This window comes from Burkholderia sp. BE17, assembly GCF_009362305.1.
GTDB classification, from domain to species: Bacteria; Pseudomonadota; Gammaproteobacteria; order Burkholderiales; family Burkholderiaceae; genus Burkholderia; species Burkholderia pyrrocinia_C.
The window spans coordinates 16,041-40,687 of record NZ_WHNU01000062.1 but is presented as its reverse complement, the minus strand read 5'-3'; the positions used below and the strand labels follow the sequence as shown (position 1 = coordinate 40,687).

Here is a 24,647-nt window from a genome sequence, read left to right as displayed (position 1 = left end):
TTGCCTGATGACCATAGCGAGTCGGTCCCACCCCTTCCCATCCCGAACAGGACCGTGAAACGACTCTACGCCGATGATAGTGCGGATTCCCGTGTGAAAGTAGGTAATCGTCAGGCTCCCTAAGCCAGAAACCCCCGCCCGAAAGGCGGGGGTTTTTGCATTGGCGCGGACAAAATGCAGGCCGCCTAAGCCTGTGGCAGCGGGTCGGAACCGGAGCACCGAAGGCGCCAAGTCGACCTTCCCACGCGCCCAATTGCAGTGCTGCATTCTCTCAATGGCCGATATCTTTAGCGATTCACCGGCTTATTGGTTGCATCTTCGATCAAAGTTGCAGTTCCCTCCGCCCCACGTATCGACAGCCGCGGTCGCGCGTGATCAATTTTCCATCGACCACGTCGAATGGGAAGCAGGCCACACAGTTCTCCCTCTGCAAGCGACGCGCATAGCCGCTAAAGCCCCTCCGCTCCCGCAATCGCTCTTCGGTCAAACAACCCAAGATCCGTACGAAACAAGCGCGTTATCTGGCGTGTCCACGTAAAATTTGCGAATCCCCATCTCTGCATTCAAAACGATGAACGTCGCCACACAGGTAACCCGGGCCGTTTGCCCGCACGATTGTCCGGACACGTGCGCCATGCGTGTGACCGTCGAGAATGGCAAGGCGATCAAGGTCACGGGCGATCCCGACCATCCGCCGACGCAGGGCGTGTTGTGCACGAAGGTCAGCCGATATGCCGATCGGGTTCATCATCCCGATCGCCTCACGGTCCCGCTCAAGCGTGTCGGCGCGAAGGGGGAGGGGCGTTTCGCACCGATCAGCTGGAGCGAAGCGTTCGACGAGATCGGTCGTCGCCTCGGTGAAATCGCCGCGCGCGAACCCGAAGCGATCGTGCCGTACAGCTACGCGGGGACGATGGGGCTCGTGCAGGGCGAGGGCATCGCCCAGCGGTTCTTCCACAAGCTCGGCGCATCGCGGCTCGAACGCGCGATCTGCGCGGCCGCCGGTGCAGCGGGGCTGCGTTACACGTATGGCGGTAGCCTCGGCATGCACCTCGAGCATTTCGAGGAAAGCGAGCTGATTCTGATCTGGGGCGCGAACCCGATCGCGTCGAGCCTGCACTTCTGGACGCGTGCGCAAGAAGCGAAGCGCCGTGGCGCCCGTCTTGTCGCGATCGACCCGTATCGTTCGCTGACAGCGGAGAAGTGCCATCAGCACATCGCGTTGAAGCCGGGTACCGACGGCGCCTTTGCGCTCGGCATGATGCACGTGCTGATTACCGAAGACCTGCTCGATCACGACTACATCGCCAGCCATACGCTCGGCTTTGACGCGCTCAAGGCGCGGGCGATGTCTTATCCGCCCGAACGCGTCGCGCAGATCTGCGGCATCGACGCGTCGGAGCTGATCGACCTTGCTCGTCGTTACGGTGCGACCCGCAGGGCGTCGATTCGCCTCAACTACGGCATGCAGCGCGTCCGCGGCGGTGGTAACGCCGTGCGCGCGATTGCGAGCCTGCCGGCGCTGACAGGGGCGTGGCGGGATCGGGCTGGCGGGCTGTTGCTCTCGTCGTCGGAATCCGCACCGGTCAACCAGCAGGCACTGCTGCGCCCGGATTTGATGCCGGGTTGGCCGCACGAGCTGCCGCGCATCATCAACATGAACGCGATCGGCGATGCGCTGTTGCACGCGGGTGACGCAACGTTCGGGCCCAAGGTTGAGGCGGTGATCGTGTACAACTCGAATCCGGTGGCAGTCGCGCCGGATTCCTCGAAGGTTGCAGCAGGGTTTGCGCGCGACGATCTGTTCACGGTCGTTCTCGAGCATTTCAAGACCGATACCGTCGATTTCGCCGACATTGTGCTGCCGGCGACCACGCAGCTGGAGCACCTGGACATCCACAAATCGTACGGCCACACCTACGTGATGGCAAACCTGCCGTCGATTCCACCGGTCGGAGACGCGCGGCCGAACACGGAGATCTTTCGCGGCATCGCGCGCAGCATGGGGCTCGACGAACCCGCGCTTTATCACAGCGACGAAGAGGTCGCGCGCGCGTCGCTCCGGTGGGACGATCCTGCGCTCGACAGCGACTGGGAGACGTTGAAGCGGGACGGCTGGCTGAAGTTGAAGCTGCCGGACGCGCCGTTCGCGAATGGCGGTTTCCGCACGCCGTCCGGCAAGTGCGAGTTCTACAGCCCGCGACTCGAGCAGATGGGCATGGACCCCGTTCCCGACTACCTGCCGCCGTTCGAGTCGGCCGAGGCCGCACCCGAGCTCGCCGCGCGCTATCCGCTCGCGATGATTTCGCCGCCGGCGCGCCACTTCCTGAACAGCACGTTCGTGAACGTCGACAGCCTGCGCACCACGGAAGGCGAGCCGCATCTCGACATCCACCCAGCCGACGCCGATGCGCGCGGCATTTCGGAGGGCGACATCGTACGCATCTTCAACGACCGCGGATCGATGCAGGCGCTCGCGAGAATTACCGATCGCGCACGTGCGGGGCTCGTTGTCGGGTTGTCGATCTGGTGGAAGAAGCTGTCGCCGGACGGCAGGAACGCAAACGAAGTGACGAGCCAGGCGCTGACCGATCTCGGCAATTCGGCGACGTTTTACGATTGTCTTGTGGACGTTGAGCGAATTTGATCGAATATTCCCGTATGATCAGACGATTTTTCGCGGAAGTTCGAAGTGGACATCTAACCCTGTTGTCTCGGGACGGGCGAGCCGCTACGATGCGTTTTAGCACGACCATTCGAAAATCTGTGAGGAGACGCGCAGTATGGACAAAATTTGGCTGAAATCGTACCCACCCGGCGTTCCAGCCGAAATTGACGCATCTCCTTATCCGTCTGTCCCGGACCTCCTCGACGAAAGCTTCCGGCAATATCGCGACCGCACGGCGTTCGTCTGCATGGGCAAGGGCATCACGTACGGCGAACTCGACAAGCTGTCGCGCCAATTCGGCGCGTGGCTGCAATCCCGCGGTCTCGCGCGCGGTGCGCGAGTCGCGATCATGATGCCGAACGTGCTGCAGTACCCGGTGGCGATCGCCGCGGTACTGCGCGCCGGCTACACCGTCGTCAACGTCAATCCGCTCTACACGCCGCGCGAGCTCGAACATCAGTTGAAGGACTGTGGCGCCGAGGCGATCGTCATCCTCGAGAATTTCGTGTCGACGCTGCAGGCCGTCATCGCCAATACGGCCGTCAAGCATGTCGTCGTCGCATCGATGGGCGACTTGCTGGGCATCAAGGGATGGCTCGTCAATTACGTCGTGCGCAATGTGAAGAAGATGGTGCCTGCGTGGCAGTTGCCGTCGTTCACGCGCTTCAAGGCCGCGCTGTCGGAAGGTGCGCGGCAGGTGTTCAAGCCGCAGAAGATCGGCCCCGACGACGTCGCGTTCCTGCAATACACGGGCGGTACGACCGGCGTCGCGAAGGGCGCGACGCTGCTGCACCGGAATATCGTGTCGAACGTGCTGCAGGCCGGCGCCTGGCACCACCCGGCTCATGAGAAGTATCCGGAGGTGAAACAGTTCGTGACGGTTGTTGCGTTGCCGCTGTATCACGTGTTCGCGCTGACCGTCTGCGGTTTCCTGACGATGCGCACGGGCGGGATGGGCATCCTGATCCCGAACCCGCGCGATATCGCCGGGATGATCAAGGAGCTGAAGGGCTACCAGATCTCGACGATTCCGGCCGTCAATACGCTGTACAACGCACTGCTGAACCATCCCGAATTCAGTCAGCTCGACCTGTCCAAGCTCGTGATCGCCAACGGCGGCGGCATGGCGATCCAGGAGGGCGTCGCGAAGCGCTGGTATGAAAAGACCCATACCGCGATCATCGAAGGATACGGGCTGTCCGAAACGTCGCCGGTGGCGACCTGCAACCCGGTGACGGCGACCGAATACAGCGGGACGATCGGCCTGCCGCTGCCGTCGACCGAAGTGGCGATTCGCGACGACGCCGGTAACGACGTCGCGCTCGGCGAGCCGGGCGAGATCTGCATCCGCGGGCCGCAGGTGATGGCCGGCTACTGGAACCGGCCGGACGAGACCGCGAAGGTCATGTTCCCGGACGGCTTCTTCAAGACGGGCGACGTCGGCGTGATGGATGCGCGCGGTTACGTGAAGATCGTCGACCGGAAGAAGGACATGATTCTCGTGTCGGGCTTCAACGTGTATCCGAACGAAGTCGAGGACGTGGTGGCGTCGCATCCGGGCGTGTTCGAGGTGGCGGCCGTCGGCGTGCCGGACGAGCATTCCGGCGAAGCGGTGAAGCTGTTCATCGTAAAGAAAGACCCGGCGCTTACCGACAAGGACATCCTTGCTTACTGCAAGGAGCGGCTCACGGGTTACAAGCGGCCGAAACTGGTCGAGTTCCGCACGGAGCTGCCGAAAACGAACGTCGGCAAGATCCTGCGGCGCGAGCTGCGCGACGGACGCGCGTAACGTCGCGGTTGAGCGGAAGAGCCCGGCTTGTGCCGGGCTTTTTTTGTTTTCGGCGCGAGCGCGGATTGGACGAGGCTTGATTCCCGCGGCGTCACGGCGTCTGGCCGTGTGTTTCGACGCAGCGGACGGGAACGGAGCCGCGGCGACGCGTGCTGCATGACCGGCCGATCCGCCGCGTTCCGGTCTTGCCGCCACACCGGCAAAGAAAAAGGCGCCCGAAGGCGCCTTCAATATGCTGCGGCTTGTCAGGCAAGCTGATTAGAACTTGTGACGGATGCCGACGCGTGCTGCGACCTGGTTGCTGGTGCTCGAACCTGCGAGACCGTTGATCGCTGCCGTTGCCTGAACGACATTGCCTTTCGCGTCGAGCGCGTTGCCCGATGCGTGCTGGTACACGCCAATCACGTAGACGTCGGTGCGCTTCGACAGGAAGTAGTCGACGCCCAGCGAGCCCTGGTGGTACTTGGCTGCCGAGTTGCCGTCGATCTTGCTGCCTTGCGTGTAGTCGTACGCTGCGCCGAGAATCAGCGCCGGGGTCAGCTGATACTTGAAGTTGATTTCGCCGTTGTTGAACGTCGCGGTCTGGTCCACGAACGGACCGACCGAGAAGCCCTTGAACTTCGTGTTCGAGTACGTCGCGCCGATCGTCGCTGCGCCGAACGTGTAAGCGCCGCCTGCACCGATAACCTGGTACGTGTTCGCGTTGTTCGCGTATGCGCCGTAGACCGGCGACGATACTGCCGTCGTCGCAGCCGTCGAGCCGTTGTTGAACATGCCGCCGAAGTTGCCCGGCGTGCGTGCGTTCAAGTAGCCGACACCCAAGACCAGCGGGCCGTTGTTGTAGCCTGCGCCGAGCGACCAGACCTGGTTCTTCGAGAACTGGCCTGCCTGGCCGCCGAAGCTGTACAAGCCGCCGAACGTGAAGCCGCCGTACGACGGGCTCGTGAACTTGACCGCGTTGTTCACGCGATAGGCGTTGTTGAAGTTGTCGAGGTCGCCCGGGTGAGCCGCGATGTAGCCGCCCCACTGGTCGCCTGCCTCGAGCGGGCCGACGAAGTCGACGACGGAGTCGTACTGGCGACCCAGCGTGACCGTACCGTACTGGCTCGACAGGCCGACGTAAGCCTGACGGCCGAACATCAGGCCGCCCTGACCGAGCTTGCCGCTGTTCACGTCAAAACCGTTTTCGAGGGTGAAGATCGCCTTCAGGCCGCCACCGAGGTCTTCGGTGCCGCGCAGGCCGAAGCGGCTGCCTTGCATCACGCCGCTGGCCATGCTGTACAGGTGCTTGCCGCCCGCGTTGTTATTGAACAGCAGGCCTTCATCGATGATGCCGTAAAGCGTCACGCTGCTTTGCGCATGAGCAGCGCCAGCGAACGCACCCAGCGCGACGAGCGCGAGAAGCGACTTTTTCATTAACGGATCTCCAAGAATCACTGAATTTTTTTGGCGGGGCGGATAGTTATGTTCTGTCGACGGGCCCCATCAACTTCGCAAGAAGTCGCACGTAATGTAGCAAAACCGTTTTTTGCCACAAAGCGAAATGCCGCAGCTCAAGGTCGCCATGTTTCCTTTATGCAACAATGGTTAAAATCACGGGTTAACCGCAATTTCCGCTGAAGAATCAAGTCGGTTACGCAGCGGACTCGTGCCCTCGCCGCTCGCGGCGGCACATGCAGCCAGGAGAACAGGATGGTGTTGGATGAACTGATCAGCGAATTCGATCGCGGCCTGCGATCGCTGACCGGCATTAGCCGGATGAGCCGGCCGGTGCCCGCGCCGGCCGGCCCGCCGGACGTCGAGCTGACGCCCGCGGAGCGGACGCATGCCGCCGGGCTGATGCGCGTGAATCACGTCGGCGAAGTCTGCGCGCAGGCGCTCTACCAGGCGCAGAAACTCACCGCGCGCACGGCGTCGGCGAAGGCGATGTTCGAGGAGGCCGCGCGCGAGGAGGAGGACCATCTCGCGTGGACCGCGCATCGCCTGAAAGAGCTCGATTCGCGTCCGAGCCTGCTGAACCCGCTGTGGTATGCCGGCGCGCTCGCGATCGGCGTGGCGGCCGGCACGCTCGGCGACAAGGTCAGCCTCGGTTTCATGGCCGAGACGGAGCGGCAGGTCGAGAGTCACCTGGAAGGCCATATGTCGGAGCTGCCGGCGACCGATACGGCGTCGCGCGCGATCGTCGACCAGATGCGCATCGACGAGGTGAAGCACGGCAAGGCCGCGACCGACGCTGGCGGAATCGAGCTGCCGCTGCCTGCGCGGATGCTGATGCGGGCCGCGTCCAAAGTCATGACGAGCACTGCGTACTATCTCTGAGATTTGCGCCGGGGTGGCGTGTGACGCCGCCCCGGTTCACCGCCGCCGATACCGCCCGTTTATTCCACGTTTTCCCGCCCCTGAAAGCCCCTTCCGTACGCCAGTCTGGCCCGCCTTTCTCACGTATCACCTTCACAAGTTGCACTAGCTCATTCATTTATAACGGTTTTTGGATTGAGGGGCCGTATGAGCATGTGCGCGTAAGTCCTTGTTCTAACTAACAAAATTCGTCAAAAAAGCGGGCCGCTCCCTTGACCGTGCCACACCCTTCCTCTAAAGTGGGAGACAGTGTGAGAAAGTGTATTTTTGTGTGATTTGGCGGGCTATTCCGGCTAAATTCTCAGCATTGGTCGGGTACTTCGGTGCCCTGAACGGGAGAGCGGAAAGTGTTCCAAGGGGCGTCGGCGCTGACGCTCGATGCGAAAGGGCGGATGTCGGTGCCGGCTCGCTATCGCGAAGCGCTGCAAGGACAGGCAGAAGGACGGGTGACTGTGACCAAGCACCCGGACGGCTGCCTGTTGCTGTTTCCGCGCCCCGAATGGGAAGTGTTCCGCGCCAAGATCGCCGCGCTGCCGATGGACGCGCACTGGTGGCGGCGAATTTTTCTCGGCAATGCGATGGACGTCGATCTCGATAGCGCGGGCCGGATTCTTGTATCGCCCGAGCTGCGCATGGCAGCCGGACTGGAAAAGGAAGTCATGTTGTTGGGAATGGGTAGTCACTTCGAGCTGTGGGATTCGCAGACCTACAACGCGAAGGAGCAGGCGGCGATGGCGCAGGGCATGCCCGACGCGCTGAAGAATTTCACGTTCTGATTGCGGTGACGGAGACGCCCGCGATGGGAAATGAATTGCAGCATCGGACAGTGTTGTTGGACGAAGCGGTCGAGTCGCTCGTGACGCGGCCGGACGGCATCTATGTCGACGGCACGTTCGGGCGCGGCGGCCACAGCCGCGCGGTGCTCGCGCGGCTGGCGCCGTCCGGGCGGTTGATCGCGTTCGACAAGGATCCGAGGGCGATCGAGACGGCGCAGGGCATCGAGGATGCGCGCTTCTCGATCGTGCATGACAGCTTTGCTTCGATGCGCGACGCGCTTGCGGCGCGCGGCGTCGAGAAGGTGTCCGGTGTGTTGCTGGACCTGGGCGTGTCCTCGCCGCAGGTGGACGATCCGGCGCGCGGCTTCAGCTTCCGCGTCGATGGTCCGCTGGACATGCGAATGGATCCGACGCGTGGCGAGTCGGCAGCCGAATGGCTCGCGCGGGCTTCGGTGCAGGAATTGACGGAGGTGATACGAGATTATGGGGAAGAACGGTTTGCTTTTCAGATTGCAAAGGCGCTTGTTGCTCGCCGGGCAGAGTCCGACCGTCTTGGGCCTCTCGACACCACGGGCGAGCTTGCCCAAATCGTGGGTCACGTCGTCAAGACCCGTGAGAAGGGCAAGGATCCGGCAACCCGCACCTTTCAGGCTATACGGATTCACGTCAATCAAGAGCTTGCGGACCTGCAAGTCGTACTAGACGCGGCACTGTCGTTGCTGGAGCAAGGGGGGCGGCTGGTGGTCATCAGCTTTCATTCACTCGAGGACCGGATCGTCAAGCGATTCATGCAGGCGCACGCCAGTGCGCCCGCGGTCGATCGTCGCCTGCCGATCCGTGCCGTCGACCTCCCGAGCCCGCCGCTCAAGATCATCAGCCGCCAGTTTCCGAGTGATGCGGAAGTCGCAGCGAATCCGCGCGCCCGGTCCGCCGTGATGCGCATTGCGGAGCGCATCACGCCATGAGCCGCTTCAATATCTTCCTGCTGATCATCGTGATGGGCTGCGCGCTGTCGGTCGTCAACTCGACGAACCAGCAGCGCCAGATCTTTATCCAGCTGCAGCGCGCGCAGTCGCAGGAGCGTCAGCTTCAGCAGGATTACGCGCAGCTTCAATATCAGCAGAGCGCGCTATCGAAGACGTCGCGCATCGAGCAGCTCGCGAACGATTCGCTGAAGATGCTGCCGATCACGACCGGCCGCACGCAATACCTGACGCTGCCGCCGGGCGCCGCGAAGGCGATCGACGCACCGATCCCTGCTTCCGCCGACACGACGGGCAAGGGGGGCGCGCGATGAAGCCGTCGCAAAAGCGCCAGAACGTGAAATTCACGTCGAGTCCCGTGCTGGGTGTGCACCTGCCGATGTGGCGCTCGAAGCTCGTCGTGTTCATGCTGTTCATGGCGTTCGTCGCGCTGGCCGCGCGGGCGTTCTGGATCCAGGGGCCCGGCAACGCGTTCTATCAGAAGCAGGGCGAGAGCCGCTACCAGCGCACGCTCGAGCTGCCCGCGACGCGCGGCAAGATCCTCGACCGTAACGGGCTCGTGCTCGCGACGAGCCTGCCCGTGCGCGCGATCTGGGCGATTCCCGACGCGGTGCCGGACGATCTCGACGCCGACAAGGTCAACCAGCTCGGCAAGCTTCTCGGCATGACGTCGAAGGAGCTGCGCGTGAAGCTGTCGCAAGACAAGGGTTTCGTCTACGTAAAGCGCCAGGTGCCGATCGACATCGCGGACAAGGTCGCCGCGCTCGACATTCCGGGCATCTACCAGCGCAACGAATACAAGCGCTTCTATCCGGAAGGCGAGATCACCGCGCACCTGATCGGCTTCACGAACGTCGAGGACGAAGGGCAGGAGGGCGTCGAGCTGGGCGACCAGAAGATGCTGTCCGGCACGTCGGGCGTGCGCCGCGTGATCAAGGACCGGATGGGACACATCGTCGAGGACGTCGCCGAGCAGATCCCGCCGCACAACGGAACCGACGTCGACCTGTCGATCGACAGCAAGATCCAGTACATCGCGTACGCGAACCTGAAGGCCGCCGTCGAGAAGTTCAAGGCGAAGGCCGGTGCGGCGATGGTCGTCGACGTGCGCACCGGCGAGGTGCTCGCGCTCGTCAACTACCCGACGTACAACCCGAACGACCGCTCGCGCATGACGGGCGAGCAGTTGCGCAACCGGATCATGACCGACGTGTTCGAGCCGGGTTCGATCATGAAGCCGTTTACGGTGTCGCTCGCGCTCGACCTGCATCGCGTGACGCCGAACACGCTCGTCGAGACGGGCAACGGGCATTTCGTGCTCGACGGCGCGCCGATCACCGACGACGCGGGTTTCGGCACGCTGACGGTCGGCGGCGTGATCCAGAAGTCGAGCAACATCGGCGCGACGAAGATCGCGATGACGATGCGCCCCGAGGAAATGTGGAATATGTATACCAGCATCGGCCTCGGCCAGGCGCCGAAGGTCGGCTTCCCCGGCGCGGTGGCCGGCCGCCTGCGGCCGTGGAAGAGCTGGCGCCGCATCGAGCAGGCGACGATGTCGTACGGCTACGGCCTGTCGGTGTCGCTGTTCCAGCTGGCGCGGGCGTACACGGCGATCGCGCACGACGGCGAGCTGATGCCCGTGACCATTTTCAAGACCGACCCCAACCAGCAGGTCGCGGGCACGCAGGTGTTCAACCCGACCACCGCGCGCGAAGTGCGCGCGATGCTCGAGACGGTGGTCGCGCCGGGCGGCACGTCGCCGGATGCGGCGGTGCCTGGCTACCGCGTCGGCGGCAAGAGCGGTACCGCGTACAAGCATGAAGGCCATGGCTATACGCGCAAGTACCGCGCATCGTTCGTCGGCATGGCGCCGATGCCGAATCCGCGCATCGTCGTCGCGGTGTCGGTCGACGAGCCGACCGCCGGCAGCCACTTCGGCGGCCAGGTGTCCGGCCCCGTATTCTCGGCGATCGCAGGCGACACGATGCGTGCGCTGAACGTGCCGCCGAACATGCCGATCAAGCAGCTCGTCGTGTCTGACGATTCGCCGGCAGCACCTGCCGCAACGGGGCCGCAAAAGCTGGCCGCGGGTGGCGGTGCGAAGCATATGATCGTGTCCAGCACGACGCGTAATTCACCAGGAGTTGTTCGATGAGCGCCGCCCGCAGCTCCCATCCGGCGCATCAGCAGATTGCAGCCGCGCTTGCGTGGCTGCGTCAGCATGTGGCCCCCGCGGCACAACTGCATGCCGACACGCGCGGCCTCAAGGCCGGCGACGTGTTTGTCGCATATGCGGTCGACGGGGCAGACAATCGCGCCTTCATTGCCGACGCCGTCGCACGCGGTGCGGCCGCCGTGCTGTATCAGCCGGAAGGGCTGGCTGCTGCGCCGGCCGTGCCCGTCGCGCTCGCAATACCGGCGCTCGACCAGCTCGCCGGCGAGATCGCCAGCGGCTGGTACGGCGATCCGAGCGACAGCCTGCTCGCGGTGGGCGTAACGGGCACGAACGGCAAGACCTCGTGCACGCAGTGGATCGCCGCCGCGCTGACGGCGCTGCACCAGCCGTGCGCGGTGATCGGCACGCTCGGCAGCGGGATGCCCGGCCAGCTCGTGCCGACGGGCTTCACGACACCCGACGCGCCGCAACTGCAGCGCAGCCTTGCGCAGTTGCGCGACGCGGGCGCGAAGGCCGTGGCGATGGAAGTGTCGTCGCACGCACTGCACCAGGGGCGCGTGAACGGTACGGTATTCGACATCGCGGTATTTACGAACCTCACGCAGGATCACCTCGACTATCACGGTACGTTCGACGCGTACGAGGCCGCGAAGACGAAGCTGTTCGCATGGCGCGGCCTGCGCGCGGCGGTCGTCAACCGCGACGACGCAGCCGGCCAGCGCCTGCTCGAGAAGCTGGCCGGCCGCGTGCGCACGATCGCGTACGGGATCGGCGACGCGCAGGCGCCCGACGCCGATCGCGAACTGGTCGCGATCGACGTGCGCGCCACCGCGACCGGCACGGCATTCCGCCTGCGTTCGTCGTGGGGCGACGCGGACGTCGAAGTCGGCACGCTCGGCACGTTCAACGTCAGCAACCTGCTCGCTGTGCTCGGCTCGCTGCTCGCGGCCGACGTGCCGTTCGACGCGGCACTCGCCGAGATCGAACGGCTCGAGTCCGTCAACGGCCGGATGCAGCGGCTTGGCGGCCGGCTGCAGAACGACGAACCGCTCGTCGTGATCGACTACGCACACACGCCCGACGCGCTCGAGAAGACGCTCGATGCGCTGCGCCCGATCGCCGCGGCGCGCGGCGGCCGGCTCGTCTGCATGTTCGGCTGCGGCGGCGATCGCGATGCGACGAAGCGACCGCTGATGGGCGCGATCGCGGAACGGCTCGCCGACGAAATCGTCGTCACGAGCGACAACCCGCGCAGCGAAGATCCGCAGCGCATCATCGACCAGATCGTCGCGGGCATGACCGCGCCCGATCGCGCACGCCGGATCGAGGATCGCGCGAGCGCGATCCTGCAGGCGGTGCGCGGCTCCGCACGCGAGGATGTCGTCGTGCTGGCCGGCAAGGGCCACGAGGCGACGCAGGAAATCATGGGCAAGAAACGTACGTTCTCCGACCAGGATCACGCGCGGCTCGCACTGGCAGCGCGCGCGACGCACGGCAAGGGAGGCGGCGAATGACGATGCTCAGTCTCGGCGAAGCCGCCCGCCTGATTCCCGGCGCAACCGTCCACGGCGACGCGGGCATCACGTTCGACCGCGTGTCGACGGACAGCCGCACGGTCGGCCCGGGCGACCTGTTCGTCGCGCTGAAGGGCGAGCGCTTCGATGCGCACGACTTCCTCGGCGATGTCGCCGCGCGCGGTGCCGCCGCGGCGCTTGTCGCGCACGTGCCGGCGGGTCTCGCGATGTCGGCGATCGAGGGCGGCGAAACGCGTGCCGCGCTCGGCGCGCTCGCGCACGGCTGGCGCAAACGATTCCCGCTGCCGCTCGTCGCGGTGACGGGCAGCAACGGCAAGACGACCGTCAAGGAAATGATCGCGTCGATCTTCGCGGCGGCGGTCGGTGGCGACGCGCGGCTCGCGACGGCCGGCAACCTGAACAACGACGTCGGCCTGCCGCTGACGCTGCTGCGTCTGTCGGCCGCGCATCGCCTCGCGGTGATCGAGCTCGGGATGAACCACCCGGGCGAGACCGAAATCCTCGCGCGCCTCACGGCGCCGACGGTCGCGCTCGTCAACAACGCGCAGCGCGAGCACCAGGAATTCATGGCGACGGTCGAAGCCGTCGCACTCGAACATGCGGCCGCGATTCATGCGCTGCCGCCGGACGGCGTCGCGGTGTTCCCGGCCGACGATGCGTACGCGGGCATCTGGCGCGTCGCGGCGACGGGTAACCGGATCCTCGATTTCGCGCTGAACGATGCCGACCGGCAGACCGATGCGCAGGTCACGGGCCGTCTTCACGGCGGCGAACTCGCGATCGACACGCCGGCCGGCGTCGTCACGGTGCGGCTGCGTGCGCTCGGCGAGCACAACGCGCGCAATGCGCTGGCCGCGACGGCCGCGGCGCTTGGCGCCGGCGTCGCGCTGTCGGCGATCAGGCAGGGTCTCGAATCGTTCGAGCCGGTCAAGGGCCGGCTGCAGGTGAAGCAGGCGATCGCCGGCAGCCTCGCGGGCGCGACGGTTGTCGACGATACGTACAACGCGAACCCCGATTCGATGCGTGCCGCGATCGACGTGCTCGCCGCGCATCCGGCGCCGCGCGTGCTGGTGATCGGCGACATGGGCGAAGTCGGTGACGAAGGGCCGGCGTTCCATCGCGAGATCGGCGCCTATGCGCGCGAGCGCGGGATCGACGCGCTGTTCGCGCTCGGCGATGCATCGCGCGATGCCTGTACTGCGTACGGCGAAACGGCCCGCCATTTCGACGACGTCGGCGCGCTCGTGTCGGCGCTGCTCGCGGCGGGCTACGGCGCGCAGGCGACGGTGCTCGTGAAGGGCTCGCGGTACATGAAGATGGAGCGCGTGGTCGACGCGCTGACGAACCAACCCGCGGCGGGCGCGACGCCCGCTGCCCACTGAGTAGAAGGAAGGAAGCATGCTGCTGGCGCTGGCGCAATGGCTGCAAGGAGACGCAAGCTTTTTGCGCTTGTTCACGTACCTCACGTTCCGGGCGGTGATGGCCACCATCACCGCGCTGGGGATCGGGCTCGTGTGCGGACCGTGGGTGATCCGCAAGCTGACGCAAATGAAGGTCGGGCAGGCCGTGCGCAAGGACGGCCCGCAGACGCACCTCGTCAAGTCCGGTACGCCGACGATGGGCGGCGTGCTGATCCTGATCGGCATCGCGGTCGCGACGCTGCTGTGGGGCGACCTGACGAACCGTTTCATCTGGATCGTGATGCTCGTCACGTTCGGTTTCGGCGTGATCGGCTGGGTCGACGATTACCGCAAGGTCGTCCACAAGGACCCGCGTGGGATGTCGTCGCGCGAGAAGTATTTCTGGCAGTCGGTGATCGGTCTGTTCGCGGCCGTCTACCTCGCTTTCAGCGTGTCCGAGGCGAGCAACGTGCGCGTGTTCGACCTGTTCATGGCGTGGGTGCGCAGCGGCCTGTCGATGGGGCTGCCGGCACGCGCCGACCTGATGCTGCCGTTCCTGAAGTCGATCAGCTATCCGCTCGGCGTATGGGGCTTCATCGTGCTGACCTACTTCGTGATCGTCGGCGCGAGCAACGCGGTGAACCTGACCGACGGCCTCGACGGCCTCGTGATCATGCCGGTCGTGCTGGTCGGCGCGTCGCTCGGGGTGTTCGCATACGTGATGGGCAGCGCGGTGTACTCAAAATACCTGCTGTTCCCGCACATCCCGGGCGCGGGCGAACTGCTGATCTTTTGTTCGGCAATGGGCGGGGCAGGGCTCGCGTTCCTCTGGTTCAACACGCACCCCGCGCAGGTGTTCATGGGCGACGTGGGCGCGCTGGCGCTCGGCGGCGCGCTCGGCACGGTCGCGGTGATCGTGCGCCAGGAAATCGTGCTGTTCATCATGGGCGGTATCTTCGTCGCGGAAACGCTGTCGGTGATGCTGCAGGTTTCGTGGTTCAAGTACACGAAGAAGCGCTACGGCGAAGGGCGGCGCCTGCTGAAGATGGCGCCGCTGCATCACCATTTCGAATTGTCCGGCTGGAAGGAAACGCAGGTGGTGGTGCGTTTCTGGATCATCACGCTGATGCTGTGCCTGTTCGGTCTGACCACCCTCAAGTTGCGGTAAAGGAAAGGTAACAAGGATGTCTGGCGAGATGTTTGGAGATCGGCAACGGCCGATGGTGCTCGTACTGGGGCTCGGGGAATCGGGTCTCGCGATCGCGCGATGGTGCGCGAGGCACGGGTGCCGGCTGCGAATTGCCGATACCCGCGAGGCGCCGCCCAACCTTGCCGCGCTGCAGGCCGAAGGCATCGATGCGGAATTCGTCGGCGGGCCATTCACGCCTGCGCTGCTCGACGGCGGCGTCGAGATCGTCGGGCTGAGCCCCGGCCTGTCGCCGCTCGAGCCGGCGCTCGCGGCGCTGGTCGCGGCCGCGAACGAGCGCGGGATCGCGGTGTGGGGCGAGCTGGAATTCTTCGCGCAGGCGCTGCGCGCGCTCGGCACGAGCGGCTACCAGCCGAAGGTGCTCGCGATCACGGGCACCAACGGCAAGACCACGACGACGAGCCTCACGGGCCTGCTGTGCCAGCGCGCGGGCAAGAAGGTTGCCGTCGCGGGCAACATCAGCCCGGCGATGCTCGACCGGCTCTCGAACGCGATCGACGAAACGGCGCTGCCCGACGTGTGGGTGCTCGAACTGTCGAGCTTCCAGCTCGAGACCGCGCGCACGTTCGCGCCCGATGCGGCCGCGATCCTCAACATCACGCAGGACCACCTCGACTGGCATGGCAGCTTCGACGCGTACGCACACGCAAAGGGCCGGATCTTCGGCGCGACGACGACGCGCGTGCTGAACCGCGACGATGCGGCCGTGATGAAGTTCGCGCCGGCAGCGGGCGTGGCCGATGCGCCGCGCACGGTCACGTTCGGCCTGAACGAGCCGACCCAGGACGGCGACTACGGGTTGTCGCGCGACAATGGCATCGCATGGCTGGTGGAAGCCGTCGATCGCGACGCACCGGAGGAAGCGGCACCGACCCGCCGCCGCAAGCGCGACGCCGCGCATACGCCCGACATCGCGCAGAAGCGCCTGATGCCGGCCGACGCGCTGCGGATTCGCGGGCTGCACAACGCGGCGAACGCGCTGGCCGCGTTCGCGCTGGCGCGTGCGATCGACCTGCCGGCTGCGCCGCTGCTGCACGCGCTGCGCGAATACCGAGGCGAAGCGCATCGCGTCGAAGTGATCGCGACGATCGACGACGTCGACTACGTCGACGACAGCAAGGGCACGAACGTCGGTGCGACGGTTGCCGCGCTCGACGGGCTTGCGCAGAAGATCGTGCTGATCGCGGGTGGCGACGGCAAGGGGCAGGATTTCGCGCCGCTGGTCGCGCCGGTCGCGCGCTGGTGCCGCGCGGTGATGCTGATCGGCCGCGATGCGCCGGCGATCCGCGACACGCTCGCCGAAACGGGCGTGCCGCTCGCCGATCATGCGACGCTCGAAGGCGCGGTGCACGCGGCGGCCGACCTGGCGGAGCCGGGCGATGCGGTGCTGCTGTCGCCCGCGTGCGCGAGCCTCGACATGTTCAGGAACTACGCCCATCGCGCGGATGTGTTCCGTGCGGCGGTCGACGAAATCGCCAACGACAAAGGAGCGACGCCATGAGCTGGTCCGATCGCCTCGTCTCCCGTTTCAACGACCGGCGCGATGCCGGCGGCAACGCCGCGGGCGGTCGCGTCGCGTCGGCCACGCGCGCCGCGACGGGCGGCCTCGCGAGCGTCGTCAACGGCGTGCGTCCGAGCCGCTCGCGGATGCTCGACTTCGATTATTCGCTGCTGTGGGTGGCGATCGCGCTGCTCGGGCTCGGCGTCGTGATGGTGTATTCGGCGTCGATCGCGATGCCGGATTCACCGAAATACGCGTCGTATCACGATTACGCGTTCCTGATGCGCCACTGCGTGTCGCTCGTCGTCGCGTTCATCGCGGCGGTGATCGCATTCCGCGTGCCGGTGTCGACGTGGGACAAGTACGCGCCGCATCTCTTCCTGATCGCGCTCGTCAGCCTCGTGATCGTGCTGATCCCGCACGTCGGCAAGGGCGTGAACGGCGCGCGCCGCTGGATTCCGCTCGGCATCACGAACATGCAGCCTTCGGAAGTCATGAAGCTCGCGGTGACGATCTATGCGGCGAACTACACGGTGCGCAAGCAGGAATACATGCAGAGCTTCGCGAAGGGCTTCCTGCCGATGGCCTGCGCGGTCGGCCTCGTCGGCGCGCTGCTGCTGCTCGAGCCGGACATGGGCGCGTTCATGGTGATCGCCGCGATCGCGATGGGCGTGCTGTTCCTCGGCGGCGTGAACGGCAAGCTGTTCGGCGGCCTCGTCGCGACGGCGGTCGGCACGTTCACGATGCTCGTGTGGCTGTCGCCGTGGCGTCGCGAGCGGATCTTCGCGTATCTCGATCCGTGGGACGAGCGCTACGCGCAGGGCAAGGCCTACCAGCTCACGCACTCGCTGATCGCGTTCGGCCGCGGCGAATGGTTCGGCGTCGGCCTCGGAGGCAGCGTCGAGAAGCTGAACTACCTGCCGGAAGCGCATACCGACTTCATCCTCGCGGTGATCGGCGAGGAGCTCGGTTTCATCGGCGTGATGGTCGTGATCCTGCTGTTCTACTGGATCGTGCGCCGCGCGTTCGAGATCGGCCGCCAGGCGCTCGCCCTCGACCGCACGTTCGCCGGGCTGACGGCGAAGGGCATCGGCATCTGGTTCGGCGCGCAGACGTTCATCAACATGGGCGTGAACCTCGGGCTGCTGCCGACCAAGGGCCTGACGCTGCCGCTGGTGAGCTATGGCGGTTCCGGCATTCTGCTGAACTGCGTCGCGCTCGCGGTGCTGCTGCGGGTCGACTATGAAAATCGCGTACTGATGCGGGGAGGGAAGGTATGACCGCGTCGCGACGCACGCTGATGGTGATGGCAGGCGGCACCGGGGGCCACGTGTTTCCGGGGCTCGCGGTCGCGCACCGGATGGAAGCGGCGGGCTGGCGCGTCGTGTGGCTCGGCAATCCGGCCGGGATGGAAGCGACGCTCGTGCCGAAGCACGGCATTCCGATGGAGTACGTGCGGTTCGGCGGGTTGCGCGGCAAGGGCCTGAAGACCAAGCTCACGCTGCCGTTCAACCTGCTGCGCGCGTGCTGGCAGAGCCTTGGCGCGCTGCGCCGCGTGCGGCCCGACGTCGTGCTCGGGATGGGCGGCTACATCACGTTCCCGGCGGGTGTGATGACCGCGCTGTCGGGCCGTCCGCTCGTGCTGCACGAACAGAATTCGATCGCGGGCCTGACGAACAAGGTGCTCGCGAAATTCGCGAAACGCGTGCTCGTCGCGTTCCCAGGCGCACTGCCGCACGCGGAATGGACCGGCAACCCGATTCGCACGGAACTTGCGCGCACGGAAGCGCCCAAAGCACGCTATGCATCGCGCAGCGGCCCGCTGAACGTGCTGGTCGTCGGCGGCAGCCTCGGCGCGGCCGCGCTGAACGAAGTCGTGCCGCGCGCGCTGGCGCTGCTGGCGCCGGGCGAACGCCCGCGCATCGTGCACCAGGCCGGCGCGAAGCATATCGACGCGTTGAAGGCGAATTACGAAGCGGCCGGTTTCACGGCCGGCGAAGACGTGCGGCTCGTGCCGTTCATCGACGACATGGCGGCCGCGTATGCGGCGGCGGATCTCGTGATCTGCCGCTCGGGCGCGATGACGGTGTCGGAGATCGCGGCGGTGGGCGTGGCGGCGCTGTTCGTGCCGTTCCCGTATGCGGTCGACGATCACCAGACGACCAACGCCGCGTTCCTCGCCGATGCGGGCGCGGCGGTGCTGGTGCAACAACGCGACCTGTCGGCGGATTTGCTCGCTGACTGGCTGCGCGGCCAGACGCGGGCGTCGCTCGCGGACATGGCGGAGCGTTCGCGCTCATTGGCGAAGCCGGAGGCCACCGATGAAGTCGCGCGCGTTTGCGCGAAGGTGGCCGGCGCGAACCTGGAAATACTTAAATGAAACAACCCCCACGCTCACTTCGTTCGCTGCCCCCCGAGGGGGCGGTCAGCCTCCTTGGGGCGGCCCGGCGGAGGCTGACATGAAACACATCGTCAAACACATTCATTTCGTCGGGATCGGCGGCGCGGGCATGAGCGGCATTGCCGAAGTGCTCGTCAACCTCGGCTACGAGGTCAGCGGCTCGGACCTGTCGCGCAACGCGGTGACCGATCGTCTCCAGGCGCTCGGCGCGCGGATCGCGATCGGCCACGACGCGGCGAACATCGAGGGCGCGAACGCGGTCGTCGTGTCGACGGCCGTGCGCTCGGACAACCCCGAAGTGCTGGCCGCGCGCGCGAAGCGCGTGCCGATCGTGCAGCGCGCGGTGATGCTCGCCGAGCTGATGCGCCTGAAGCAGGGCATCGCGATCGCCGGCACGCACGGCAAGACCACGACGACGAGCCTCGTTGCGAGCGTGCTCGCGGCGGGCGGCCTCGATCCGACCTTCGTGATCGGCGGGCGGCTGATCAGCGCCGGCGCGAACGCGCGGCTCGGCACGGGCGACTTCATCGTCGCCGAGGCCGACGAGTCGGACGCGTCGTTCCTGAACCTGTATCCGGTGATCGAAGTCATCACGAACATCGACGCCGACCACATGGACACCTACGGCCACGATTTCGCGCGGCTTAAGCAGGCGTTCATCGAATTCACGCAGCGCCTGCCGTTCTACGGCAGCGCGGTCGTGTGCGTCGACGATCCGAACGTGCGGCAGATCATCCCGTTCATCTCGAAGCCGGTCGTGCGCTACGGCCTGTCGCCGGACGCGCAGGTGCGCGCGGAAGACATCGATGCGCGCGACGGCCGGATGTATTTCACGGTGATCCGCGAAGGGCGCGCACCGCTCGCGGTCGTGCTGAACATGCCGGGCCTGCACAACGTGCAGAACGCGCTCGCGGCGATCGCGATCGCGACCGACCTCGGCGTGGCGGACGACGCGATCCAGCAGGCGCTGGCGGAATTCAACGGTGTCGGCCGGCGATTCCAGCGTTACGGCGAAGTGCCGACCGCGGACGGCGGCCAGTACACGTTGATCGACGACTACGGCCATCACCCGGTCGAGATGGCCGCGACGATCGCGGCCGCGCGCGGCGCGTTCCCGGGCCGCCGCCTCGTGCTGGCATTCCAGCCGCACCGCTACACGCGCACGCGCGACTGCTTCGACGATTTCGTCAACGTTCTGTCGACGGTCGATGCACTGGTGCTGACGGAAGTCTACGCGGCCGGCGAGGCCATGATCGCGACGGCCAACGGCGACGCGCTGTCGCGCGAGCTGCGCGCGGTAGGGAAGGTTGACCCGGTGTTCGTCGCGACGGTCGACGACGTGCCGGACGCATTGGCGAAGGTCGCGCGGAACGGCGACGTGGTGATCACGATGGGCGCGGGTTCGATCGGCGGCGTGCCGGCGAAGCTCGTGCAACACACACAACAGAAGGCATGACATGAGCGGGATCGATCCGAAACGTTTCGGCAAGGTGGCGGTGTTGTTCGGCGGCGAATCCGCCGAGCGCGAGGTGTCGCTCACCTCGGGCCGCCTCGTGCTGCAGGGCCTGCGTGACGCGGGCGTCGATGCGCATCCGTTCGACCCGGCCGAGCGGCCGCTGTCGGCGCTGAAGGACGAAGGCTTCGTGCGCGCGTTCAACGCGCTGCACGGCGGCTACGGCGAGAACGGCCAGATCCAGGGCGCGCTCGATTTCTACGGGATCCGCTACACGGGCAGCGGCGTGCTCGGGTCGGCGCTTGGCCTCGACAAGTTCCGCACGAAGCTCGTGTGGCAGCAGACGGGCGTGCCGACGCCGCCGTTCGAGACGGTGATGCGCGGCGACGATCTTGCTGCGCGCGCGACCGACATCGTCGCGAAGCTCGGCCTGCCGTTGTTCGTGAAGCCGGCGAGCGAAGGTTCGAGCGTCGCGGTGCTGAAGGTGAAGACGGCCGACGCGCTGCCGGCCGCGCTGGAGGAAGCGGCGACGCACGACAAGATCGTGATCGTCGAGAAGAGCATCGAGGGCGGCGGCGAATACACCGCGTGCATCGCCGGCGATCTCGACCTGCCGCTGATCAAGATCGTGCCGGCAGGCGAGTTCTACGACTACCACGCGAAATATGTCGCCGACGATACGCAATACCTGATTCCGTGCGGCCTGCCGGCCGAACAGGAAGCGGAACTGAAGCGCATCGCGCGCCGCGCGTTCGACGTGCTCGGCTGCACCGACTGGGGCCGCGCGGATTTCATGCTCGACGCGGCCGGCAATGCGTATTTCCTGGAAGTGAACACGGCCCCCGGGATGACCGACCACTCGCTGCCGCCGAAGGCCGCGCGCGCGGTCGGCATCGGCTATTCGGAGCTGGTCGTGAAGGTGCTGTCGCTCACGCTCAACGACTGACGCAGGAACGAAACGACGTATGTGGAACAACGTTCGCCAACTCAACCTTGCCGCCAGCGCGCTGTACGCGCTGCTGCTGCTCGTGTTGGCGGCGGCCGGCTGCTACTGGCTGATCCAGCGCCCGACGTTCGCGCTGCGGGAAATCCGGATCGACGGCGACACCGAGCACATCAACTCGCCGACGGTGCGCGCGGGTGTGGTCGGCCGGCTGAAGGGCAATTTCTTCACGGTCGATCTCGACACGGCGCGTGCCGCGTTCGAGCAGATGCCGTGGGTGCGGCACGCGAGCGTGCGCCGGGTGTGGCCGAATGCGCTGGCTGTCACGCTCGAGGAGTACAAACCGCTCGGGACCTGGGGCAGCGACCAGCTCGTGAGCGTCGATGGCGAGCTGTTCACCGCGAACCAGGGCGAACTGGACAAGGAACTGCCGGCGTTCGACGGCCCGGAAGGCAGTGCGAAGGAAGTCGTCACGCGGTATCGCGACTTCGGGAAATGGTTTGCGCCGCTGAAGGCGGCGCCGGAAGAAGTGACGCTGTCGGCGCGGTACGCGTGGACGGTGAAGCTGTCGAACGGCATGCAGGTCGAGCTGGGCAAGGAACGCAACAGCGACACGCTGCATGACCGGAGCCAGCGCCTTGTCGCGGCCTGGCCGGCCGTCACGGAGCGTTGGGGCAACGACATCGAGTACGCGGACCTGCGCTATCCGAACGGATTCGCGATTCGCGCGGCAGGCATGCGGTTCCTGACCGATACCGACAAGCGCAAGAAGTAACGAGAGATCACACGCAAGAGCACTTTATGAGCAAAGACTACAAGGATCTGCTGGTTTCCCTCGACATCGGCACGTCGAAGGTGGTGGCCATCGTCGCCGAGCTGAAGGGCGAGGGTCACTACGAGGTGATCGGTCTCGGCCAGAGCGAGTCGAAGGGTCTGAAGAAAGGTGTGGTGGTCAACATCGAGGCCACCGTGCAGTCGATCCAGCGCGCGCTCGAGGAAGCCGAGCTGATGGCCGACTGCAAGATCACCAACGTGTTCACGGGGATCGCGGGCAGCCACATCCGCAGCTTCAACTCGAGCGGGATGGTCGCGATCAAGGACAAGGAAGTCACGCAGACCGACGTCGCACGCGTGATCGAGACCGCGAAGGCGATCAACATCCCGACCGACCAGCAGGTGCTGCACATCCTCACGCAGGAATTCATCATCGACGGCCAGGAAGACGTGCGCGAGCCGATCGGGATGAGCGGTATCCGCCTCGAGGTGAAGGTGCACATCGTGACGGGCGCGGTGAGCGCCGCGCAGAACATCGTCAAGTGCGTGCGCCGCTGCGGGCTGGAAGTGAACGACCTGATCCTGCAGCCGCTCGCGTCGTCGCTGGCCGTGCTGACGGAAGACGAGAAGGATCTCGGCGTGGTGCTGGTCGACGTCGGCGGCGGCACGACGGACATCGCGATCTTCGCCGAAGGCGCGATCCGCCATACCGCGGTGATTCCGATCGCCGGCGACCAGATCACGAGCGACATCGCGATGGCGTTGCGCACGCCGACGCCGGATGCGGAAGACATCAAGGTCGGCTACGGGATCGCGAAGCAGGCGCTCGCCGATCCGGACGAGATGGTCGAAGTGCCGGGCCTCGGCGAGCGCGGCCCGCGCACGCTGTCGCGCCAGGCGCTCGCTGCCGTGATCGAGCCGCGCGTCGAGGAGCTGTTCTCGCTCGTGCAGCAGGTCGTGCGCGAGTCGGGTTACGAAGAACTGCTGAGCTCCGGCGTGGTCATTACCGGCGGTGCCGCGATGATGCCGGGCATGGTCGAGCTCGGCGAAGACATTTTCCTGAAACCGGTGCGCATCGGCGCGCCGGAGTATGCAGGCGGCCTCTCCGACGTCGTGCGCAATCCGCGCTACTCGACGGCGATGGGGCTGCTCGTCGAAGGCAGTGCTCAGCGCATGCGCGGCCGCAAGGTCGCCGTGCAGTCCGGCAACGCGGGGCAGGTGTTCTCGCGGATGAAGGAATGGTTCCTGAGCAACTTTTGACGAACCGAATCGAAATTCGCGCCGGTGCCGGCGGCTGGCGCGCGACAGGGGGTTGCCCGATCTCCTGCCGAATAACGGCCGATTAGCAGTCATTCTCTTGACGGAGGCAACATGGAATTCGAAATGCTGGAAACCGAGACCAACGGCACCATCATCAAGGTGGTCGGCGTTGGCGGCGCTGGCGGCAATGCCGTACAGCACATGATCAACCGCGGCGTGCAGGGCGTCGACTTCATCGTGATGAACACGGACGCCCAGGCGCTGTCGCGTTCGCGCGCATCGTCGGTGATCCAGCTTGGCAACACGGGCCTCGGCGCCGGTGCGAAGCCGGAAATGGGCCGTGCGGCAGCGGAAGAAGCGCGTGAGCGCATCGCCGACGCACTGCGCGGCGCGCACATGGTGTTCATCACGGCCGGCATGGGCGGCGGTACGGGCACGGGCGCGGCACCGGTGGTCGCGCAGATCGCGAAAGAGATGGGCATCCTGACGGTCGGTGTCGTCAGCAAGCCGTTCGAGTTCGAAGGCGGCAAGCGCATGCGCGTCGCTGAAGCAGGTTCGCAGCAACTGGAGGATCACGTCGACTCGCTGATCGTCGTGCTGAACGACAAGCTGTTCGACGTGATGGGCGACGACGCCGAGATGGACAAGTGCTTCCAGTGCGCGGACGACGTGTTGAACAACGCGGTCGCGGGCATCGCCGAAATCATCAACGTCGACGGCCTCGTGAACGTCGACTTCGAAGACGTGAAGACGGTGATGGGCGAGCAGGGCAAGGCGATGATGGGCACGGCGACGGTCGCCGGCGTCGATCGCGCACGCCTCGCGGCGGAACAGGCCGTGGCGAGCCCGCTGCTCGAAGGCGTCGATCTGTCGGGCGCGCGCGGCGTGCTGGTCAACATCACGTCGAGCCGTTCGCTGCGCCTGTCGGAAACGCGCGAAGTGATGAACACGATCAAGAGCTACGCGGCGGAAGATGCCACGGTGATCTTCGGTGCGGTGTACGACGACGCGATGGGCGATGCGTTGCGCGTGACGGTCGTGGCGACGGGTCTGGGCCGTGCTGCGAAGAAGCAGCAGTCGGCTCCGATGACGCTGCTGCGCACGGGTACGGACAACCAGCCGGTCAGCGCGGTGTCGCACGGCTATGCGCAGCCGCATCACGTCAGCACGGCCGACTACGGCGCGCTCGATACGCCGGCGGTGTGGCGCAACTCGCGCGAAACCGCGGCATCGCACGTGCAGGCGCTGCAGGAGAAGGGTGTCGACACGTACGACATCCCGGCTTTCCTGCGCAAGCAGGCTGACTGACGCACACACAGGCGAAGCCGCGGCGGAATCGCCGCGGTATCGCCGGCGTGACGGATGCTACGGACCACGACAGGCCGCGTCGGATGCGACGCCGGGCCGGGAAACGTGCCCT

Annotated in this window: 19 protein-coding genes and 1 rRNA gene; 19 read left to right on the top strand and 1 reads right to left on the bottom strand. The window is 65.9% G+C overall.

Features of this window, described 5'->3' with window-relative positions; all coding sequences use genetic code 11:
* Nucleotides 1–3: 3 nt before the first annotated feature.
* The 3 genes from rrf (at nt 4) to GD429_RS37095 (ending at nt 4,457) form a co-directional block, all read left to right on the top strand.
* Nucleotides 4–116: ribosomal RNA gene (gene rrf / locus GD429_RS37105) — 5S ribosomal RNA — on the top strand.
* Between the two features lie 455 nt (nt 117–571).
* Nucleotides 572–2,647 carry a molybdopterin-dependent oxidoreductase gene (locus GD429_RS37100; RefSeq protein ID WP_152864787.1) on the top strand — a complete coding sequence of 692 codons (2,076 nt, stop codon included), beginning with the start codon at nt 572–574 and terminating at the stop codon, nt 2,645–2,647.
* A 136-nt stretch (nt 2,648–2,783) separates the two neighbouring features.
* Nucleotides 2,784–4,457: a long-chain fatty acid--CoA ligase gene (locus GD429_RS37095; RefSeq protein WP_152864785.1), complete on the top strand. Its 1,674-nt coding sequence runs from the start codon at nt 2,784–2,786 to the stop codon at nt 4,455–4,457.
* Nucleotides 4,458–4,715: 258 nt separating this feature from the next.
* Here GD429_RS37095 and GD429_RS37090 read toward each other — a convergent pair whose 3' ends face one another.
* On the bottom strand, nt 4,716–5,873 hold the full coding sequence (locus tag GD429_RS37090; protein ID WP_152864783.1) for a porin: 1,158 nt from the start codon (nt 5,871–5,873) through the stop codon (nt 4,716–4,718).
* 276 nt (nt 5,874–6,149) lie between these two features.
* Between GD429_RS37090 and coq7 the strand changes: the two genes are divergently transcribed.
* From coq7 to ftsZ, 16 genes are all read left to right on the top strand, one after another.
* Nucleotides 6,150–6,776, top strand: a complete 627-nt coding sequence (gene coq7, locus GD429_RS37085; RefSeq protein ID WP_152864781.1) for a 2-polyprenyl-3-methyl-6-methoxy-1,4-benzoquinone monooxygenase — start codon at nt 6,150–6,152, stop codon at nt 6,774–6,776.
* Nucleotides 6,777–7,162: 386 nt separating this feature from the next.
* On the top strand, nt 7,163–7,591 hold the full coding sequence (mraZ, locus tag GD429_RS37080) for a division/cell wall cluster transcriptional repressor MraZ (RefSeq protein WP_006487094.1): 429 nt from the start codon (nt 7,163–7,165) through the stop codon (nt 7,589–7,591).
* A gap of 23 nt (nt 7,592–7,614) precedes the next feature.
* On the top strand, nt 7,615–8,556 hold the full coding sequence (gene rsmH / locus GD429_RS37075) for a 16S rRNA (cytosine(1402)-N(4))-methyltransferase RsmH (protein ID WP_152864779.1): 942 nt from the start codon (nt 7,615–7,617) through the stop codon (nt 8,554–8,556).
* Nucleotides 8,553–8,888: a cell division protein FtsL gene (gene ftsL / locus GD429_RS37070; protein WP_152864777.1), complete on the top strand. Its 336-nt coding sequence runs from the start codon at nt 8,553–8,555 to the stop codon at nt 8,886–8,888. The genes rsmH and ftsL overlap by 4 nt, the downstream gene beginning before the upstream one ends.
* On the top strand, nt 8,885–10,732 hold the full coding sequence (locus tag GD429_RS37065) for a peptidoglycan D,D-transpeptidase FtsI family protein (RefSeq protein ID WP_152864776.1): 1,848 nt from the start codon (nt 8,885–8,887) through the stop codon (nt 10,730–10,732). The genes ftsL and GD429_RS37065 overlap by 4 nt, the downstream gene beginning before the upstream one ends.
* Nucleotides 10,729–12,267, top strand: a complete 1,539-nt coding sequence (locus GD429_RS37060) for a UDP-N-acetylmuramoyl-L-alanyl-D-glutamate--2,6-diaminopimelate ligase (RefSeq protein ID WP_152864774.1) — start codon at nt 10,729–10,731, stop codon at nt 12,265–12,267. The genes GD429_RS37065 and GD429_RS37060 overlap by 4 nt, the downstream gene beginning before the upstream one ends.
* Entirely contained in the window at nt 12,264–13,670 is a 1,407-nt protein-coding gene (locus GD429_RS37055; protein ID WP_152864772.1) for a UDP-N-acetylmuramoyl-tripeptide--D-alanyl-D-alanine ligase, read from the top strand. The genes GD429_RS37060 and GD429_RS37055 overlap by 4 nt, the downstream gene beginning before the upstream one ends.
* Nucleotides 13,671–13,686: 16 nt before the next feature.
* Nucleotides 13,687–14,856, top strand: coding sequence for a phospho-N-acetylmuramoyl-pentapeptide-transferase (gene mraY / locus GD429_RS37050; protein WP_152864770.1), 1,170 nt, complete (start codon nt 13,687–13,689; stop codon nt 14,854–14,856).
* A gap of 28 nt (nt 14,857–14,884) precedes the next feature.
* The gene (murD, locus tag GD429_RS37045; protein WP_152864768.1) at nt 14,885–16,396 is read left to right on the top strand and encodes a UDP-N-acetylmuramoyl-L-alanine--D-glutamate ligase; all 1,512 of its coding nucleotides are present in this window, start codon (nt 14,885–14,887) and stop codon (nt 16,394–16,396) included.
* Entirely contained in the window at nt 16,393–17,676 is a 1,284-nt protein-coding gene (gene ftsW, locus GD429_RS37040; RefSeq protein WP_034182635.1) for a putative lipid II flippase FtsW, read from the top strand. The genes murD and ftsW overlap by 4 nt, the downstream gene beginning before the upstream one ends.
* On the top strand, nt 17,673–18,776 hold the full coding sequence (gene murG / locus GD429_RS37035) for an undecaprenyldiphospho-muramoylpentapeptide beta-N-acetylglucosaminyltransferase (protein WP_152864766.1): 1,104 nt from the start codon (nt 17,673–17,675) through the stop codon (nt 18,774–18,776). Before ftsW ends, murG begins: the two co-directional genes overlap by 4 nt.
* 79 nt (nt 18,777–18,855) lie before the next feature.
* The gene (gene murC / locus GD429_RS37030) at nt 18,856–20,253 is read left to right on the top strand and encodes a UDP-N-acetylmuramate--L-alanine ligase (RefSeq protein WP_152864763.1); all 1,398 of its coding nucleotides are present in this window, start codon (nt 18,856–18,858) and stop codon (nt 20,251–20,253) included.
* 1 nt (nt 20,254) lies between these two features.
* Nucleotides 20,255–21,196 carry a D-alanine--D-alanine ligase gene (locus GD429_RS37025; RefSeq protein WP_152864761.1) on the top strand — a complete coding sequence of 314 codons (942 nt, stop codon included), beginning with the start codon at nt 20,255–20,257 and terminating at the stop codon, nt 21,194–21,196.
* A 19-nt stretch (nt 21,197–21,215) separates the two neighbouring features.
* Nucleotides 21,216–21,968, top strand: a complete 753-nt coding sequence (locus GD429_RS37020) for a cell division protein FtsQ/DivIB (RefSeq protein WP_034182639.1) — start codon at nt 21,216–21,218, stop codon at nt 21,966–21,968.
* 26 nt (nt 21,969–21,994) lie between these two features.
* A complete protein-coding gene (gene ftsA / locus GD429_RS37015) occupies nt 21,995–23,227 on the top strand; it encodes a cell division protein FtsA (RefSeq protein ID WP_034182640.1) in 1,233 nt (410 codons plus the stop codon).
* A gap of 111 nt (nt 23,228–23,338) precedes the next feature.
* Nucleotides 23,339–24,535 carry a cell division protein FtsZ gene (gene ftsZ, locus GD429_RS37005; protein ID WP_006477012.1) on the top strand — a complete coding sequence of 399 codons (1,197 nt, stop codon included), beginning with the start codon at nt 23,339–23,341 and terminating at the stop codon, nt 24,533–24,535.
* Nucleotides 24,536–24,647: the final 112 nt, after the last annotated feature.